This window comes from Singulisphaera photorubra (genome assembly GCF_045290345.1).
Classification (GTDB): domain Bacteria; phylum Planctomycetota; class Planctomycetia; order Isosphaerales; family Isosphaeraceae; genus Singulisphaera.
This window is the reverse complement of the sequence record NZ_CP155447.1, coordinates 3446058-3462252: the sequence shown is the minus strand read 5'-3', so window position 1 is coordinate 3462252 and position 16195 is coordinate 3446058. Positions and strand designations below refer to the sequence as shown.

Genomic DNA, 16195 nt, shown 5'->3' with positions numbered 1-16195 from the left:
ACGACGTCACTTCTTTGCTTCGCCGTTGCCCTCGCCCTCCTCACCTCGTGAGCTTTCGACTCGCTTGAGGTCGCGGCTCAGGTCACGGCCAATATCGGTAGCATTAAATTCCTTGGATTCACTTAACTTGAGCAGCCAGTCACCACAAACGTCATAACGGACTTGCCCATCACGGACCCGACAATCGAGGAGGTGTCCACCGATCTTGTGGTCTTCGCTGAGAAAATGCCAGTGGTAGCCAGGGACGTTGAGTCCATCGACCCAGGCCGGGCTGCGGATTCCCACGAGCGTCCCACCCAGGTTCTCGTGGGTCCAAACCGACTGGCTCTTGGCCACTTCGGCCAACGGTTTGTAGGGGGGATCCTGACGGTGCACACTTCTCAAGGTCAGCGAGTTGAAACGAGCCTCAACCCGGATCGCCACGAAGTTGTTCTTCTGGGGAAGCGTCTCGTTCAAATAGGCTTCCAGGGCAGTGAGACTGCCGACCGGGGGACACGGAAATGCGCCATCCTCTTCAAAGGAGGTCACGGCCACAAATGGGGTGGAGCGGTCAGGGCCGACCTCGACAACCTTACCGTCACCACGGACCTGATAGGCCGTTCCATCCAGAACAATCAACTCGCCGTCGAGATGGTCGAGCGTGCCGACCCCAAAATTGCCGTATTGGAGCATCTCAGTGATCCCCATCTGGCCATCGTACTGGCCGAGCATGAGGGCGTTGATGACGGAGACCTGCATGATCTGATCGCGGTCGAGCGAAGCGGGTAATGTCCTGGCCGAGGCGGAGGAAACAGGAGGAGCGGCTGGCGTGGCTGGAACGCATCCGGGCACCGAGACAAGGCAGAGTGAGCCGAGGATACCGAAGTGAAATCTCATGGAAGACGAACCTCTCAACGACCAGGATGGTGCTTGATTCGGAGCGGTTTCTTGAGGCCCGCGACAGAGCCTTCGCGACGAAGCCCGGAAAGCAGGCGAGAAAAACCGCAATTTTAGGGAGAGCGAGAACCGCGAGGTCGCCCCGCCTCGACGGCCGACCGGAACTGGTCCTGGTCAAAGATCGCCAGGAGCCGCACTCCGACTCGGGCGGGGGCAACTTCAAACCGGGCGGGCGAATCCGCGAGTCGAGCGAACAGGTCGGGATCACCCGGCTTGCGTGGTTGATAGAGCCCCTGTCTCATCTGAAAGATCAGGTAACAAGGAGCGGGCCCGTACATCAAAGCCAGGCGTTCGTTGAAGTCGGGAGCATCGAGGTTCAGGACGGTCAGGTCGTTTCGCAAGCGTCCCCACCGCTGCTCCCATTCGAAGGTATGGATGTTCGGCGGCGGAAAGATGAGGACCGTTGCTTTCGGCGGCAAGTGGGCATTCATCCAGGCCAAGACGTCGTCGGTCGCGGCATCCCAGAAGTAGGTGGACTCCATCCCGGCCGACTTCGCCCCCTTCGGTCCGCCAATCAACGCGTTGTAGTACGATAGCTCATACGGATGGATCGACAACGTCGACCAGGCTGAAGTGGCGATACACACGAGCAACCCGGCTTGAACGAGGCGGCGACGGAGCCCGGCGGTGGATCGAAGGAGGATCGACGCTCCATAGGCGGCCAGGATGGGAAAGAAGAAGAAGGCGGGGACGAGTTGCCTGAGACCGTCGTGAGCGGGCATGAAGTGGAGGATCCGCATCCCCATCATCGTCAGAAAGTTGATCGCCGCCCAGGCGGCGACCGTCGAGTCGGGCAAGAAACGGGGAGGGCCACTCGCCTCCAGGCGGTCCGAAGCCCTCTTCTTCCTCCGCGCGGTTTCCCAACCGGCCGCGATGAGGCCGAACCCCGCCAGGACGAGCAGGCCGATGGGGACCATGACCGCAGTCAGCACCAGCGTGTTATGCCAGGGGAGAAACGTCTGGACCGAGTCATAGACCTGCCCCAGGTAATAGACGGGAACTTTCTGAGGATAGGCCAGGAAGGCTCGAACCCAGCGTGCCATTCCGGAAACCGGCCCCGGCCACCACGCTGGATTGACGGCGATCATGGTCGCCGGCAAAACAGGCAAGGCCCAGACGATCGGCCGCCAGCCCCCTTTCGGCCGATAGAGAATCACCCAGAGGAGCATTGCCGGAAGCACGAGAACCCCGGTGGCCTTGCACATGATCGCCAGGCCGGCAAAAAGGCCGGACAGCCAGGGCAAGCGACCGGTCTCGCAGGTCCGCAAGAAAGTTAAGGCAGCCAGGAACCAGAAGGCGCCAAGGTCGACGTCGGCGGTGATTTGCTGGGCGTCGGCGAAGAGGCGTGGATTGAAGAGCAAGGCGCCAAGTGCCACGACAGCCGGTGTCAGCCCCCAACGCATCCGAACGAACCGAAAGAGCACTCCGGCCGCGATCGCCATCACGATCACCGTCGAAAGGCGATAGGCCCGAAGCGGTCCCAGCAACCATTCAAATGACAGGCCGGTCAGCAGACTCAGCAGTGGAGGAACCGGCGGATGCTGGTCGGGGACTTCGCGACAGACGCGCCAACTCCGCTCCAGTCCTGGAACGCTGAATGCCTGGGCACGTTCGGCGGGCGAGCCCGCCACCTGGGTGAACCAACGGCGCATATCATGCTGGCGTTCGAAAAAGTAGGGTTCGTCCCAGGTCATCCCCAACTCGCCGCGGGCGAGCCAGAGGAGAAGCATGAACCCGACCACCCCCAGTGCCACCGCGGCGACCTCGCGCCAAGCTCCGGCTCGGGTGTCCCGGCCTGGTTCGCCCCCAGCGTCTTGGCCTTCTGACGATTCACGGCGGTGAGTCAACATCGTAAGCCGACACTTCCGACGCGCGGAGATGCGACAGCGAACCTCTTGCGTCGTAGGGGTCACAAACCCGAGACGGTCCGTCGAGCGGTTGGCCCCGCGCGAACGAGCCAGACCGAAAGGGAGGGGACTTTCCCCGCTTCCCCACGACTCTACCGCCGAGAGGAGGGCCTTTTCCAGCCCCGGGTCATCTCAGGTCGTGGCCTTTGGAGTCGTTCACTCCTCCAGTTCGGCCCCGGACTGAGCCCGAACGAGCACCAGGTCGCTCTTCGGCTGCCCATGACTGGCCACCTTGTGCCATGAGTGCCAGGCGCGGTCGAGTTCCCGAACGTCGGACAGTCCGTAATGGTTGCGGGTGGCCAGGTCCCAGCCCGAATGAAGACCGTCCTTGACGAATTTGAGAAATCGAGGGCGACCTCCCATCTCGATCAGGAACCGGGAGATCGAGTACCCCTGGCCGTAGAAGCCCATGAGGTCGGACGGGTATTCTTCCATCCGGAAAAGGCGAGCCAAGGGAAAATTCCCGCGCCGATTGAGCAGATCGATGACGATCTGATCGTGCCGCTGCCGCTCACGCAGGTCTTCGCTCAGGAGCGAGGCTCCCTCATCGGCCCAACGAGGCATGGGCCCGCCGAAGTAGGCGGCGAAGATCGTGTGAGTCACTTCGTGAGGCAGGGCCGACGCGAGGATGCGATCGAGCCGCCCTTCGACCGCCATGTCCTGGTCAGAGACTTTGCCCCGGTTGAAACCGAAGGAGGTGACTCCCCCTGCCTCTCCCCCGTTGATTTTGACCTTGATCGGGCAAGGGGCATTCCAGGCGGGGAGTTCATGACCCAGCCACTGCCTCGCGATGGTCGAGCGGCAGAGTTCGGCGTGGTCGGCCACCTTTTTGGCAATGTCCGGCGACGGTGCTTCGACCACGAAGTTCGTGGTGCGGTGTGAGGCACCCGTCAGTCCGGATATCGAGATCAACGCAATTCCAGCTAGCCCCCATCGCCTCAGCGCATCGCGAACGCAGCGAGCATCCATGCTCAAAGACCCTCTCTGCAAGTCGTTTCAGAGGTTCGCCCTCCGGGCGAACATCGGGATCCGCTCTCGACTTTCCTACGCCCGAGACGCGATCGTCGGCAGGCATGGCCGCAAACTTTAACAAATCGGGGTCGATCCGTCGTCCCCGATTCTGCAAATCCCACGCAATCGATTCAGACCACCGGGGTGCACGCGATTTCCGGAAGGATCCCGACCGTCTCCATGACCGCGATCACGCGACGGGCCGTCGCATCGTCGACCGGCCGGAGCGGAGCCGGGAGCATCCGATTGAGCACGCCGCGGTGCCGACACATCACCTCCAGACAGGCGAGCATCGGGCCGAACGACGTTGCCCGGGCGAGTCGGCAGAATTGTGACTGGAGCCGGAATGCCCGAGCGGCGTCGTCGCCTCGCGCGGCGTCCCAGATCGCAACCGCCAACTCAGGCAGCGCATTGGAGAGGCTCGTCACGAAGCCGTCGGATCCGAGCTCGGTCGAAAAGGCGAGTTGGTCGGTGCCGTGGAGATAGCTGAAGCCCTGCTCTCGCCGCTCGGCGACCGTCCAGTCGAGCGTTCGCGTCAGGCCAGGGCAAACATCCTTGGAACCGACAATCCTGGGATGCTCGGCCAGCGTCCGAAGCTGGGCAAAGTTCAGTTGGTTACAGACCCAGGGGGCGTTGTAAATGATGAGCGGTCGTGAAAGGCGGTCGGCCAACGTGCGGAAGTAGTCGACCACTTCGGTGCCGCTCATTGGCTGATACCAAGGCGGGAGGGCCGCATAGTAGTCGTACGGGAGGTCATCGAACATTCGGGCCCGTTCCAGGGTCCGCTCAGTCCCCTGGTCGGAGACGTTCAAGACCATGGGAACCCGGCCGGCGGCGACTGCGATGGCCGACTCGGCGATAAGGCGCTGGCGGGCGTCCGGGATCATGTCGAACCGGGCCGTCGTGCCGAGGATCCAGAGACCATGAACTCCGGCCCCGATCTGAAAGTCGATGAGGCGACCGAGCGAGTCGAGGTCGATCGACTCGTCGTCGTTGAGCGGGGTTGGCAAGGGGGGAACGATTCCGTGCAGATGGGGAAGATCCATCGAGTTCTGGCTCCAAAGCGGGCAGCGGCGCGGCTCCTCCGTGGCGATCTCGTCCACTTGCCCAGGATGAGTGACGACTGACAACGTTCGGGAGAGATAGAGCGGAGCGCCGGAACGAAACCGAACAACGGAGTGAATCCGAGGCGGCTCTCGTTCCTGTTTTGGGTGCCAACTTAGTATGACGGAGCCGAAAGCAGCCGCCAACGCGGACGCGAGTTTTTCCAGGGCTCGAGAGCAGTTCCGGGCAGGGCGCACCCCACTAGACGGACTCACCTTAATAATCGGCGAGGTTAGGCTGATGGAAGGTCATGGTTTCGACCGATTCCTATCCCTGGAGACTGAAGTCAGGCCGGAAGCGTCCAGAAACCCAAAAGGATGGATTCCGTCCGAAGCTTCACTCGCCCAGGGCCCGTAGCGCGCCCTCTAGCATTGGTGAGCGAGCCCGGCCTGGGCCGATTCGAATCACGGAGGAGGAAATCCGAATGGCGACCGCACGACTTCGCGTGTTCCCCTACACCGATGACGAAACTCAAGACGAGCCGCACACCCCCTCCATGCCCGTTCGGCTTGCCGACCTCTATCCCCTGCTCGCTCAAGCCTACCGTGACAACTACGTCTGGCTCCGTGACTTCGAGGATGATCAAATCCTCGTGAATCGCGACCTTTACGAGGTCGTTCGCGCCTTCTCCAACTGCCGCCCGTCCGCCTGATCCGAGGGCGTCCGCCACGCTCGGCCCAGCACGGAAAAAGACCGTCCCGGGCCATTCCCAACAGATTGATCTTGTGGACGGCGTGGCGAGGTTCTAAGTTACACGGGTTCGCTATCGCCGCGCTCCATTCGCGTGGCGAAGCACCCTCTCGGGCCGGCATTGATGAACAAGCCGAATAGCCAGGACGCGTTCACGATCGAACGCCACGGTGATCTCACATTGATCTCAGCCACTCCAGCGCTCGAGTCGCTGGAGTTTGGGCTCGAGGAACACGCCGCCGGGATGATCATGGAGCAGTTTCGACATCAGGAGAACCCGCTGGTGGTGTTCGACCTGAGCCTTGTCGATTACTTCGGCTCGATGTTCCTGGCCATGCTCCTGCGCTGCTGGAAACTGGTCCAGGCTCGCGGGGGGATGATGGCGTTGGCCGGAGTCTCCGTGCGAGCCAAGGAACTGCTCAGGCTCACCTCGCTCGACATGGTGTGGCCAATTTATGCCAGCCGACAGGAGGCGATGGAGGCGCTCCTGGCCGACTGATTCACCAAAATGAATCGGCCTCGCCTCTCACCGATCCTCCCATTAGCGCATTGCTTGGCGTAAATTCATCGTTGCCCACACTTCACTCCCCCTCAAAGTCGCGTCGCGACCCGTTGACAGGTATGATAAGTCGTCCGATGATGAAAGAATCAGGTGGTCGAGGGCGCGGCCACCGCCGGCTCGCTAAGGGCGATGTTCGCCGGAGCGATCATGGGTATCTATGACCGCGAGTATTATCGAGGCGAAACGCACGGATCGGGCTGGCTCACCGGGCTAGCACCGGCGACCAAGGCGATTATCGTCATCAACGTGATCGTCTTCTTCCTCCAGCCGATGCTCGGTCACGAGCTTTGGTCACATCTCGTCGCGAGCAGCGATGATATCTTCCGGCATGGGTACGTCTGGCAGTTGCTGACGGCCACCTTCATGCACGAGGGGATCTACCACCTCCTCTGGAACATGGTTTTCCTCTGGATGGTCGGCCGCGAGATGGAGTCGTTCTACGGAACTCGCGACTTCGTTGCGCTCTACCTGAGCGCCGCGGTCCTCAGCACACTCGGTTGGGCGGCGTTTGATACCTTCCTGGGGCACAATGGAACCAGCATGCTGGGTGCCTCGGGCGCGATCATGGCGGTGGTGGTGGTGTACGCGATGTACTATCCGCACCGCGAGATCCTCTTGTTCTTCGTCCTGCCCGTCCAGATGTGGCTGCTCGTGGTGATTTACCTCGCCCACGACGCCTACCAACTGATTGCCCAGCCGTCCAGCGGGATCGCGGTCGCCTCGCACCTGACAGGGGCTGGGTTCGGCTATCTCTTCAAACACTTCGACCTGCGCTGGTCGCGGTTCTCGTGGCGGAGGGTCACCCGGCCTCGGCTCCGCTTGATCTCTCCCGAACCCCGTGAGAAGCCGACGACTCGGCCGGCCGGGCCCACCTGGTCACCGAATCCGGCGACGACCCTGAAACCGTCGACCACCGCCGTGCTCCCGGAAGAGCTACTCGACGCCAAGCTCGACGAGGTGCTCGCCAAGATCGCACGCGAGGGTCGGGCTGGACTGACGGAGGAAGAGAACCGGGTGCTGCAAGAAGCCAGCCGGCGAGCCCGAAATCGACGGAGCGATCGGATCTAATGTCAGGGAACTCGCCGTCATTGCTGATCCGAGCGGGGCTTCCCGCCGATCGCGATACCATCGTTGACTTCAATGAGCGCCTCGCCCACGAGACCGAAGGGAAATCCCTCGACCGTGCGGTGCTGAGCGCAGGAATCAGCTCGGCCCTCGCGGACCCGGAGCGGCTCCGCTACTGGGTGGCTCAACCGAGCTCGGCAGCCCCAGTCGTGGGCCAAGCCGCGATCACTCGCGAGTGGAGTGACTGGCGGAACGGCTGGATCTGGTGGTTCCAAAGCGTCTACGTCGTCCCCGAGGCCCGCGGCCAAGGGGTTTTCCGCGCCTTGTACCAGCAGATCCGCGCGGAAGCGCTTGCCATACCCGATGTGATCGGCCTGCGACTTTATGTCGAGCAGGAGAACCATCGGGCACAGCAAACGTATCTCGCGATGGGCATGCGAACGAGCGGATATCAGGTCTTCGAAGAGATCTGGTCCGATCGTTTCGCCAAGGCGCCAGGAACGCTCGGTTGATTGGTGTCGACCCAACGGCCATCGACGCAGGTCTGGAGCAGCTTGAAGGCTGACTTCGGTTCGTGGGCGTCATGCCCGAAGACGATCAGGTTCGCGGGCTGTCCCGCGGTGAGCGTCGGCAAGGGCCGCCGCAAGAGCCGGGCAGGCTGAGTCGTGGCGGTTGCAATCGCCTCGGCCAGGGTCAGGCCCGCAACCTCCAGCAACTGGTTCACGCCGACCTCGATCCCCTGGTTCGACCCGGCGAGGTACGGGGTGCCGGCGACGACGATCTTCCCGGACGGGTCCACGGCCCACTCGCCATAGCGTCCCGGCGGCAGTGCGGCCAGAGGGCTGGCGTCACTGACCAGGATGACTCGCTCCGGCGTTTTGGCACGGACCAGGACCCGTAGCGTGGCCGGGTCAAGGTGGTGGCCGTCCGCGATCAGCGAGGCATCCAGCGCATCGAGCGCTGCTTGCTCCCAGATCGGGTTGGGATGACGGGTCAGCGGCGACGCGATTCCGTTTCCCAGATGCGTGCTCAGACCGGCCCCGGCCGCGACGGCCGCGCGGAGCGTCGGCCCGTCGGCCGCGGTATGCCCGAGCGCGATGACAACGCCCGAGGCCACCGCTTTCCGAATGAACTCCATGGATCCAGCACGCTCGGGGGCCAGAGTCATCAGGACGACCCGCCCTCCTGACGCGTCCTGGAACTCTTGAAACAGGTCCCAGTCAGGGTCGCGGACTTCCGAACGCGGATGCGCACCGCGATAGCCATCGACCTCCGAGATGAACGGACCTTCCAGGTGGATGCCGACAACGCAGGAGGCCACCCTCGGGTCAGACTCGCAGGCGTCGGCGATCGTTTTCACGCCATGTCGAAAATCCTCGGGAGAGGCGGTGATCAGGGTCGGACAGATCCGCGCCGCCCCCCATTCCGCCTGCGCCAGGACGACCTCGACAACCTGGTCCACGGTCAGGCTCGGATCGGAAAACGAGACCCCCCAACGGCCATTGGTCTGGATATCCCAGAACGCGGGGGCGACCCATTCGTCCGAGCCACTGACGGCTTCGGGGCCCTCGGCGGGATCGACCGACTCGATCGTCCCGCCCCGGATCGTCAGACGCGTCCAGCGTCCGGTCTCAAAATGTCGCTTCGTAATCTCCATCGCCGTCTCGGTCTCCGGTTTCAACGGAATTCCTGGTCACCACGGCCCGCCTCGCGACGCGCCAGAGCCGCCGCGACGAAATCGCGGAACAACGGGTGGGCCTTGGTGGGCTTCGATTTGAACTCGGGGTGGAACTGAACCGCGAGGAACCAGGGATGCTCGGCCAACTCGATGATCTCGACGAGCGATGCGTCGGGGCTCATCCCGGTCAAGACCAGCCCCTTTTCCTTCAACGCCTGGCGATAGTCGTTGTTGAACTCGTACCGATGCCGGTGTCGTTCCTGAATGACGTCGAGCCCGTACGCTTTCCGCGCGAGGCTGTCCTCCGCGAGGGAGCAGGGCCAGGCTCCCAACCGCATCGTTCCGCCTCGCTGGCGGACGTACGATTGATCGTCCATCAAGGAGATCACCGGATGCTGGGTGGCCTTGTCGAACTCAGTGCTATTGGCATCCTCCAGCCCAAGCACGTTTCTGGCCAGTTCCACGACCGCGCACTGCATCCCCAGGCAGATTCCGAAGAAGGGAATCCCCTTGGTTCGGGCGTATCGGATCGCTTCGATCTTCCCCTCGACCCCACGCATTCCGAATCCGCCCGGCACGAGGATGCCGTCGACCCCAGCCAGTACCTCTTCCGCCCCGCTCCCGGTGACGTCCTCAGCCTCGACCCGGAGCACGATGACCCGGCTTCGGTTGGCGATCCCCGCATGGTCGAGCGACTCATACACCGACTTATAAGCGTCACGGTGCTTCATGTACTTGCCCACGACCGCAATCCGAACCTCGTGGTCAGGTTCCAGGACGCGGTCGACCAGCTCACGCCAGTCGCTGATGTCGAGTGCGTTCGCCTTCAGGCCGAGCCGCTTGACCAAGAGCTCATCGAGTCCATTGCTGACCAGGCTCAGGGGGACTTCATAGATCGTGTATTCTTTGTCGCGTTCCTCGATCACGGCCTTGCGATCGATGTTGCAAAAGAGAGCGATCTTGTCCTTGTCCTCAGCACTGATCGAGTGCTCGGTCCGGCAAATCAAGACGTCGGGCTGGATGCCGATCTGCCGCAAGGCGCCGACCGAATGCTGGGTCGGCTTGGTCTTCAACTCCGCGGCTGCTTTGAGATAGGGAACCAAGGTCAAGTGGATATAGAGGCAGTTCTCGCGGCCGACATCCAGCGCGAACTGGCGGATCGCCTCCAGGAACGGCAAGCTTTCGATGTCGCCAACCGTGCCGCCGATCTCGGTAATGACCACGTCCACGTCATCGCCGGCCAGGCGAAAGATCGCCGCCTTGATCTCGTCAGTCACGTGGGGAATGACCTGAACGGTCTTTCCCTCATAGTGCTTCCCCTCGCGCTCTTTCTGGATCACCGATTGGTAAATTTTGCCGGTCGTGTAGTTGCAGTCCCGAGTCAAAGGCGCATTGGTGAACCGCTCATAGTGCCCAAGATCGAGGTCGGTCTCCGAGCCATCGTCGAGAACGTAGACCTCGCCGTGCTGGTACGGACTCATCGTGCCTGGATCGACGTTGAGGTACGGGTCGAATTTCTGGAGCCGAACGCGCAAGCCGCGATGTTCGAGCAACATCCCAATCGACGCCGACGTCAGCCCCTTTCCGAGCGAACTGACGACCCCCCCTGTCACAAAAATATGCTTCGCCATCGTGAGTCCCAACCGCCTTCTGTTCATCCGTACGCCAAGCGCTCCGATCGTTTCAGTATAACATGGCGGGGAAGGATCGACCGAACCCAGCTTCCTAGTTGCACGCCTGGAACAGGATTTCCGGTCACCCGAGTCTCTTGCGAGCCTCACCGGGACCGCCTCCGCTTGCCCCTACGGCTCGTCAGGGCTTAGAATGAATGGAGGCCAGACTGATCCGTTCTTCATTTGTTTAATTTTGAGCCTTGTGGGAGCCGGTGACGATGCCCCCGATCCGCTTGAACCGCCGGCGCTTTCTCGGGTGCTCGGCCGCCGCGGGCCTCGCCCTGTCTCAAGGCCGCGTCTCTGAAGGGGGCGTTGAGGCTGCGCCGGTCCGCCTGGGAGTGATCGGACTCGGGACGCGCGGGACCACACTGCTCCGGACCTTGCTGGAGTTGCCCGCCACCCAGATCGTGGCCGTTTGCGACCGGGAGCCGAAGCACAGGCTCCGCGGACTCGGGATTGTCGAGAAAGCCAAGGGCAGCCGGCCCGAAGGTTACGAACGGGCGACCCAGCTCCTCGAACGGACCGACATCGACGCCGTCGCCATCGCCCTGCCCTGCGACCTCCACGCCTCGATCAACCATGAGGCGATGAAGGCGGGCAAGCATGTCTACGCCGAAAAACCCCTCGCGCTGACGCTTGCCGAGTGCGACTCACTGCTCGCCGAATCCGCGAAGTCCCCGGAGCTGGTCGTTCACGTCGGCTACCAGCGCCGATCGAACCCACGCTATCGCGCGGGGGTCGAATTGATTCACCAGGGGGAACTCGGCAACCCGCTCACCGGCCATTCGGTCTGGCTCAGCAGCAACGGCCCGATGAACGGCCATGAAGACTGGCTGGCCTGCCGAGCTCGATCCGGCGACTGGATGGTCGAGCAAGCCGTCCATGTCTGGGATGTCTTCAACTGGCTCGCTTCGGAGCCACCGGTTCGCGCCTCGGGCCGAGGCCGCCGCGACCTCTTTCATACAGAACAGCCGGACCGCGACGTCACGGACCACTACTCGGCCGAGTTGGAGTGGGCCAATGGCTTCCACGTCTCGTTCATGCACACTTGGGTTGCGCCTCCGGATGAACGCTTTACCGGAGTGACGCTGCAAGTCATGGGCGACGCCGGTGGGATCGACTTCAGCTCGGGTGCCGTGACCTTCCGCGACAGGGGCCGCCCGCGTCAGACGATTCACCCGGGCAACCAGCCCGATACCAAGCTCGCACTTCAAGCGTTCCTGGACGCGGTGCAAGCCGAGAGTTCCTCCACGCCTCCCCCCCTTTCACTGGCCGAGGCCCGGGACGCCACTTTGACCGGCCTCCTCGTCCGCAAGGCTGTGGACGAGCGACGAGTCGTCACGATGGAAGAGATTCGGGGCGAGGTTGGCCCTGCCAAGGGAATCGTCTAACGAGAGAATTATCCGCTCGACGCGGCCGCAACGGGCCGACTCCGGACACTGTCGGAATCCGCAGCGGCGACCGCTTGCGGATTCCGATTACGGAACCCAAGGGCACCCAACGGTTTTCGGAGACCGGGGCCGATTTCTTGTCGACATACTGAAGTATTCAGGCGGGTCCCCCACGGCCCGACAAGCAAGCGTGCAAGGCCAAAACCACTTTAAATCAAGCCTGAGCGGCTACAAATTGGCTTGACCCATGCTCGTTTGATGAGGATGATTCGGATTGCTCCCGATGAGTGCCGGTCTTGAAAGTGAGCGCGCCCGCGATTGGCCGCGCTGGCCCCTGCACGGGCCCACCCCTCGGTGTTCAAGGAGGATTCCGATGACGTTTGATGAGTGCCACTCGACCCTCGCGGTGATTCGCCAGAAGCAAGGGACTCGGTGCCCACTGGTACGGGTCGACTACGCTGGCCAGGTCATCCGTGGCCGATTGGCCCGCACAGACAGCGACCCTGAACATCAACACGAGCAGAGTTCCCCCTACGGGATTATCGTTCTCGAAAATCTCGGCCTGAGCCAGTCTCCGGAAACGATCCTCCAGATCGCCAACATTCCCACGGGCGCCCTCAAGGAATTGAACGCCCCCTGATCGACTCAATCGATTCCGGGTCGAAGGTGTTGTCCCGGGTCACCGAAACTCGGCCATCCCGGAACTCCCGCCTCGACTCCCGGGAATTCAGGTCCCGCCTTGGCTGGGGAGCAACATCGGCAGATCGTAAACGACGATGCTCCGAGGCTCCCCTTCTCCTGCTCCTCCTCCTGCACGCTCGCAGAGAAACTCGGTTCCCACCTCGGCTTGGGCCGCCCTCACAAAGCCAAGCGCGATCGTCCGACCCCATCCCGGCGAGAACGCCATCGACGTGAGTTTCCCGAACGTCTTGCCCTCGCACGTCAGGACCAGATTCTCGACCGGTACGTCGTCCGGCGTCAGAAACCTGAATCCTTTGAGAACCTTGTTAGGGGGAACCACAAGGACAAGCATTGTGAACCCAGGCTCGCAATGCGTGTCCTTGCTTTCAGGATGAGGAGTGGCCGAAGCCATTCAAGTTCTTCGAGCTCTATCGGCAAACGGCGTGACACCGGATATCACGCCGCGTGCGCGACCTGAATACATAGAATCCCGGAAAGTGCGATCTGAAAAGAAAGGTGGCCGCCGTGCACCAATACATCATAATGGTTTTTAGAAGAGATAGAGACGGCACTTTCGTGACCCAACACAGCCTCAACAGACTTACACTCAACGATCTCCAAAGTTTGTTTGGAATTGATGAGTCAAATCCCATGTTCGACTGTTATCCCGTGGCCGAAGCACAGAGAGCATCTATCGAGATGGACATTGGAATTCGATTGAATCTTGCTCAGTTTGATTATCAGGTGTCATGCGAGGCGGTTGACTAGACCTAAAACAAACGGAATTTACAGGGCAACTCTACCAGGAGACAACCGAGATGCATAACGATTATCAATAATTGTCGACACTCGTTATCCCCCCCCTTATTTCCCGATCCCATTCCGCCCGGCGGCGCGATGCTCAGCAATCGTATTCGCGATCCCAGAGCGGGTCCGCCGGGACCGGCGGCAAGGTGAGGGTGGTCTCCGACTTGTTCAGCGTCACCTTCAAACAGGCACTCAACTCCCTCATCAGCCAGAGGGTTTCACTCGCGGTGGTCGAGGCGATCGTGTCGAGTGACTTGCCATCCCTCCCCATGAAGTCAAGCCGGTACGATGTCTGAAAGTCGCAGAACCATCCCAGGAGCAAACGATGCCACTTCAACTTCTCCTGCTGGCAGCAGCCTGCGGTGCGTTCTCCCAAGAGCCTCATGAATCAAAAGCTGACCGCGACCATGCCGTCATCAACGTGGTTTTGGAGGACATGTTCTCCAACCCCAATTCTTTCTTTCATGGCAGTGGACCCAAGCGGCAGCTTTTTTTCTCAGCGACGGCTCTCACCCGGAAAGAAACTCTTACGGGATCCTGGAAGAAGAAGGATAAGCTCACTCCCATTGAAAACAAAAGAGCGCATGAGGCCACGGAGGAATTGCTGGGGCGATTGATGGAGGAGGATGCCTTCAAGGGACTCAAGCTGAGCGGGCCGCGCTGCATCCTCTGGGATAAGGTGAAAGACGACGCACTGCGAGACGCGGGGAAACCCAACCTTCGGCCGAGGCTTGTCCAAGCCTACGCACCCGGCTACTCAAAGGATCATCGATTGGCGGTTGTCCGTTTGATGTTTCCGTGGGGCAAGCACAGTGCCAATGGAACTTTCGTGTTAGTCAGGAAAGAAGGTGTGTGGACAGTCCAAAATAGTTGGTTCAACCACTTCCTTTGACAGCTTGAACGGGTGATCCCCGGGGGCGTTATAGGCCAGTGCAGACACCCCTACCGTCCGCCAAACTCTCGCACGGCTCGACCGTATCGTCGCGGAGTTGGGGAATGTGGAGGAGACCGCCAGCGAGTAGGTGGCCCATCCTTCGAAGACCTGAATCGCTCACTTCGGCTCCGGCGGATCGGGCGAGACGGGAAGCCAGGGGTAGCGGGCAGCGTGGAGATACTTGTGTGCCAAGGTCGCCTCGTGCTCGGCGAGTCTTCGCATTTCCGCAATCCGGGCCGGCGTTGCGGCAACGGAACTCCTGAACTCTCGACCTTCAGAGACCGCGTACCGCAATTCCTGCTCACGCCAGTTGTGCTTCAGAGCGAGTCGGACATACGCCGGCCGACGTTGCCAGAGGCGGTTCACCCCAATGCCGGTCGCCAGAACAAGTCCGACGACCGCCACCAGAACCATCAACCGTATAGTCGTGAACCTGGGGAGTCGCATGGTGGCCTATCCGGTGAGCCTGATGAATTGGCGATCAACAATGATGGCTCCTGGAAACGTGGTGGCCGGCAACTCTCGAACGCCGAGAAAGATTGGCTGAAAAGAATCGATTGGTTCAACATCCCAGGATGAGACTCCAACTCATGTCCAATACTATCAATGAATGAATTTCCCATCACGCCAGCATGGTGGCACCAGGACGAATCATCGACACACACATCACCGAACTCTACATGCGTCTGAATTCCCAAGACCAGTGGATCAGCGGAATCCAGCAAGTACTTGCTGAAGGCTCCATGTTGACACATTGTGCCAATGGCGCAGCATACACTCTGGCAGGTTGTCTTAGTTTGCGATCCTCGACGGATCGGCTCGGCATAAATTTTGGTAACGAAGTCGATCTTCTTTACGAACTCGATATTACACCTCCGTCGATTTATTTGTTCCCGCTCGGAAATGAGCCGTGGAACGATCAGAATCACGATTTCGTTCGACTCAGCCCTTCGTTCTCTTTGAGTATTCTTTCTGATGCCGTTACACTTTATCTTGAATATAAAGAACCAACCGAGGCTGAATTCAGAAGAAGTCTCTGGCTAGTACCCTTGCGATGTAGGAATTTATAGGAAATTCGTAAGCGTTCACGCCCCATCGCCCAGGATCGTTGATTTCTGAGATCCATTTTGAAACCACAAGGACATGCATTGCAATCCCAAGCCCACAATGCATGTCCTTGCTCTCCCCTCTCGTCGTGGGGGGGGGCTGGCCAGTGGCAACTACGAGAGCGCCGGCAAGCGTCAAAGCGGTCGGACGACACCGGGGAATCGCTGGCTGAAGTCGGCGCTGGTGCAATCCGCGTGGGCGGCGTATCGGGCCAAGAATACGCACCTGGCGCGCAAGTTTTGTCGAATTGCCGGGAGCCGAGGCAAGAAACGCGTTGCGGTGGCCATAGCTCATTCGATTCTGGTGATCATCTATCGCCTGTTGAAGGGCGGGACAAGCTATCAAGAGCTCGTCGGAGACGGAGAGGCGGCCTGATCAGCCGGACGAATCCGGATCCTCGGGGGAAGTTACACCAACGTCCTATCTGATGCGACGGTGTTCGCGGTGCGCAAACGCAAGAGCAAGTGTATCGCCAGATTTTCTGAGCAGTTCGGGTTCACTAACCTCGTAACGATTCGGGTCCGTTGACAGAAGCGTGCCCTGCCATCACGATTAGCGTCATCGCAGTCGTCTTCGTCATCCCCCACACGATCCTCGGCCTGGCGGGCGGATACCTGACCGCGAAGGGATGGGCAATGACGACGCGTTG

18 protein-coding genes are annotated in these 16195 nt (G+C 61.0%); 9 read left to right on the top strand and 9 right to left on the bottom strand.

Annotated features, from left to right (window positions below; all coding sequences use genetic code 11):
* Window positions 1–6: 6 nt before the first annotated feature.
* The 4 genes from budA to V5E97_RS13265 all read right to left on the bottom strand — a co-directional run bounded on the left by budA (window position 7) and on the right by V5E97_RS13265 (window position 4900).
* Window positions 7–876, bottom strand: coding sequence for an acetolactate decarboxylase (gene budA, locus V5E97_RS13280; protein WP_406699800.1), 870 nt, complete (start codon window positions 874–876; stop codon window positions 7–9).
* Window positions 877–989: 113 nt separating this feature from the next.
* Window positions 990–2786: a glycosyltransferase family 39 protein gene (locus V5E97_RS13275; RefSeq protein ID WP_406699799.1), complete on the bottom strand. Its 1797-nt coding sequence runs from the start codon at window positions 2784–2786 to the stop codon at window positions 990–992.
* Between the two features lie 213 nt (window positions 2787–2999).
* Window positions 3000–3812, bottom strand: a complete 813-nt coding sequence (locus V5E97_RS13270; protein ID WP_406699798.1) for a gluzincin family metallopeptidase — start codon at window positions 3810–3812, stop codon at window positions 3000–3002.
* Window positions 3813–3985: 173 nt separating this feature from the next.
* Window positions 3986–4900 (bottom strand): dihydrodipicolinate synthase family protein, encoded by a 915-nt coding sequence (locus V5E97_RS13265; RefSeq protein WP_406699797.1) that lies wholly within the window; start codon window positions 4898–4900, stop codon window positions 3986–3988.
* 482 nt (window positions 4901–5382) lie between these two features.
* Here V5E97_RS13265 and V5E97_RS13260 point away from each other — a divergent pair, with 482 nt between their 5' ends.
* The 4 genes from V5E97_RS13260 to V5E97_RS13245 all read left to right on the top strand — a co-directional run bounded on the left by V5E97_RS13260 (window position 5383) and on the right by V5E97_RS13245 (window position 7787).
* The gene (locus tag V5E97_RS13260; protein ID WP_406699796.1) at window positions 5383–5610 is read left to right on the top strand and encodes a hypothetical protein; all 228 of its coding nucleotides are present in this window, start codon (window positions 5383–5385) and stop codon (window positions 5608–5610) included.
* A 162-nt stretch (window positions 5611–5772) separates the two neighbouring features.
* Entirely contained in the window at window positions 5773–6147 is a 375-nt protein-coding gene (locus V5E97_RS13255; RefSeq protein WP_406699795.1) for an STAS domain-containing protein, read from the top strand.
* Between the two features lie 153 nt (window positions 6148–6300).
* Window positions 6301–7278: a rhomboid family intramembrane serine protease gene (locus V5E97_RS13250; RefSeq protein WP_406699794.1), complete on the top strand. Its 978-nt coding sequence runs from the start codon at window positions 6301–6303 to the stop codon at window positions 7276–7278.
* A complete protein-coding gene (locus V5E97_RS13245; protein ID WP_406699793.1) occupies window positions 7278–7787 on the top strand; it encodes a GNAT family N-acetyltransferase in 510 nt (169 codons plus the stop codon). Before V5E97_RS13250 ends, V5E97_RS13245 begins: the two co-directional genes overlap by 1 nt.
* Here the strand turns inward: V5E97_RS13245 and V5E97_RS13240 are convergent.
* Window positions 7727–8932 carry an N-acetylglucosamine-6-phosphate deacetylase gene (locus tag V5E97_RS13240; protein WP_406699792.1) on the bottom strand — a complete coding sequence of 402 codons (1206 nt, stop codon included), beginning with the start codon at window positions 8930–8932 and terminating at the stop codon, window positions 7727–7729. The genes V5E97_RS13245 and V5E97_RS13240 overlap by 61 nt on opposite strands.
* Before the next feature lie 20 nt (window positions 8933–8952).
* Window positions 8953–10584 carry a CTP synthase gene (locus V5E97_RS13235; protein ID WP_406699791.1) on the bottom strand — a complete coding sequence of 544 codons (1632 nt, stop codon included), beginning with the start codon at window positions 10582–10584 and terminating at the stop codon, window positions 8953–8955.
* A 260-nt stretch (window positions 10585–10844) separates the two neighbouring features.
* Between V5E97_RS13235 and V5E97_RS13230 the strand changes: the two genes are divergently transcribed.
* Together V5E97_RS13230 and V5E97_RS13225 are read left to right on the top strand one after the other, a co-directional pair.
* Window positions 10845–12017: a Gfo/Idh/MocA family protein gene (locus V5E97_RS13230; RefSeq protein ID WP_406699790.1), complete on the top strand. Its 1173-nt coding sequence runs from the start codon at window positions 10845–10847 to the stop codon at window positions 12015–12017.
* Window positions 12018–12390: 373 nt separating this feature from the next.
* Window positions 12391–12657, top strand: coding sequence for a hypothetical protein (locus V5E97_RS13225; protein WP_406699789.1), 267 nt, complete (start codon window positions 12391–12393; stop codon window positions 12655–12657).
* Between the two features lie 87 nt (window positions 12658–12744).
* Here V5E97_RS13225 and V5E97_RS13220 read toward each other — a convergent pair whose 3' ends face one another.
* Complete coding sequence (locus V5E97_RS13220) at window positions 12745–13050, bottom strand: glycine cleavage T C-terminal barrel domain-containing protein (RefSeq protein ID WP_406699788.1); 306 nt, start codon at window positions 13048–13050, stop codon at window positions 12745–12747.
* 191 nt (window positions 13051–13241) lie between these two features.
* Between V5E97_RS13220 and V5E97_RS40475 the strand changes: the two genes are divergently transcribed.
* Window positions 13242–13466: a DUF7683 domain-containing protein gene (locus tag V5E97_RS40475; RefSeq protein WP_475297068.1), complete on the top strand. Its 225-nt coding sequence runs from the start codon at window positions 13242–13244 to the stop codon at window positions 13464–13466.
* A gap of 133 nt (window positions 13467–13599) precedes the next feature.
* Here V5E97_RS40475 and V5E97_RS13215 read toward each other — a convergent pair whose 3' ends face one another.
* Window positions 13600–13842: a hypothetical protein gene (locus V5E97_RS13215; protein ID WP_406699787.1), complete on the bottom strand. Its 243-nt coding sequence runs from the start codon at window positions 13840–13842 to the stop codon at window positions 13600–13602.
* Between V5E97_RS13215 and V5E97_RS13210 the strand changes: the two genes are divergently transcribed.
* Window positions 13831–14397 carry a hypothetical protein gene (locus V5E97_RS13210; RefSeq protein ID WP_406699786.1) on the top strand — a complete coding sequence of 189 codons (567 nt, stop codon included), beginning with the start codon at window positions 13831–13833 and terminating at the stop codon, window positions 14395–14397. The genes V5E97_RS13215 and V5E97_RS13210 overlap by 12 nt on opposite strands.
* A 159-nt stretch (window positions 14398–14556) precedes the next feature.
* Here V5E97_RS13210 and V5E97_RS13205 read toward each other — a convergent pair whose 3' ends face one another.
* Window positions 14557–14886: a hypothetical protein gene (locus V5E97_RS13205; protein WP_406699785.1), complete on the bottom strand. Its 330-nt coding sequence runs from the start codon at window positions 14884–14886 to the stop codon at window positions 14557–14559.
* Between the two features lie 720 nt (window positions 14887–15606).
* Here V5E97_RS13205 and V5E97_RS13200 point away from each other — a divergent pair.
* Window positions 15607–15921 carry a transposase gene (locus V5E97_RS13200; protein WP_406699784.1) on the top strand — a complete coding sequence of 105 codons (315 nt, stop codon included), beginning with the start codon at window positions 15607–15609 and terminating at the stop codon, window positions 15919–15921.
* The last annotated feature ends 274 nt before the right edge of the window (window positions 15922–16195 follow it).

Excerpts from the sequence above, each read along its gene's own strand:
- V5E97_RS13235 (WP_406699791.1), bottom strand. The coding sequence starts at position 10,584 with ATGGCGAAGCATATTTTTGTGACAGGGGGGGTCGTCAGTTCGCTCGGA.
- V5E97_RS13220 (WP_406699788.1), bottom strand. The coding sequence starts at position 13,050 with ATGCTTGTCCTTGTGGTTCCCCCTAACAAGGTTCTCAAAGGATTCAGG.
- V5E97_RS13260 (WP_406699796.1), top strand. The coding sequence starts at position 5,383 with ATGGCGACCGCACGACTTCGCGTGTTCCCCTACACCGATGACGAAACT.
- V5E97_RS13255 (WP_406699795.1), top strand. The coding sequence starts at position 5,773 with ATGAACAAGCCGAATAGCCAGGACGCGTTCACGATCGAACGCCACGGT.
- budA (WP_406699800.1), bottom strand. The coding sequence starts at position 876 with ATGAGATTTCACTTCGGTATCCTCGGCTCACTCTGCCTTGTCTCGGTG.
- V5E97_RS13210 (WP_406699786.1), top strand. The coding sequence starts at position 13,831 with ATGCCACTTCAACTTCTCCTGCTGGCAGCAGCCTGCGGTGCGTTCTCC.
- V5E97_RS40475 (WP_475297068.1), top strand. The coding sequence starts at position 13,242 with ATGGTTTTTAGAAGAGATAGAGACGGCACTTTCGTGACCCAACACAGC.
- V5E97_RS13200 (WP_406699784.1), top strand. The coding sequence starts at position 15,607 with ATGCATGTCCTTGCTCTCCCCTCTCGTCGTGGGGGGGGGCTGGCCAGT.
- V5E97_RS13240 (WP_406699792.1), bottom strand. The coding sequence starts at position 8,932 with ATGGAGATTACGAAGCGACATTTTGAGACCGGACGCTGGACGCGTCTG.
- V5E97_RS13275 (WP_406699799.1), bottom strand. The coding sequence starts at position 2,786 with ATGTTGACTCACCGCCGTGAATCGTCAGAAGGCCAAGACGCTGGGGGC.
- V5E97_RS13265 (WP_406699797.1), bottom strand. The coding sequence starts at position 4,900 with ATGGATCTTCCCCATCTGCACGGAATCGTTCCCCCCTTGCCAACCCCG.
- V5E97_RS13225 (WP_406699789.1), top strand. The coding sequence starts at position 12,391 with ATGACGTTTGATGAGTGCCACTCGACCCTCGCGGTGATTCGCCAGAAG.
- V5E97_RS13205 (WP_406699785.1), bottom strand. The coding sequence starts at position 14,886 with ATGCGACTCCCCAGGTTCACGACTATACGGTTGATGGTTCTGGTGGCG.
- V5E97_RS13245 (WP_406699793.1), top strand. The coding sequence starts at position 7,278 with ATGTCAGGGAACTCGCCGTCATTGCTGATCCGAGCGGGGCTTCCCGCC.
- V5E97_RS13270 (WP_406699798.1), bottom strand. The coding sequence starts at position 3,812 with ATGGATGCTCGCTGCGTTCGCGATGCGCTGAGGCGATGGGGGCTAGCT.
- V5E97_RS13230 (WP_406699790.1), top strand. The coding sequence starts at position 10,845 with ATGCCCCCGATCCGCTTGAACCGCCGGCGCTTTCTCGGGTGCTCGGCC.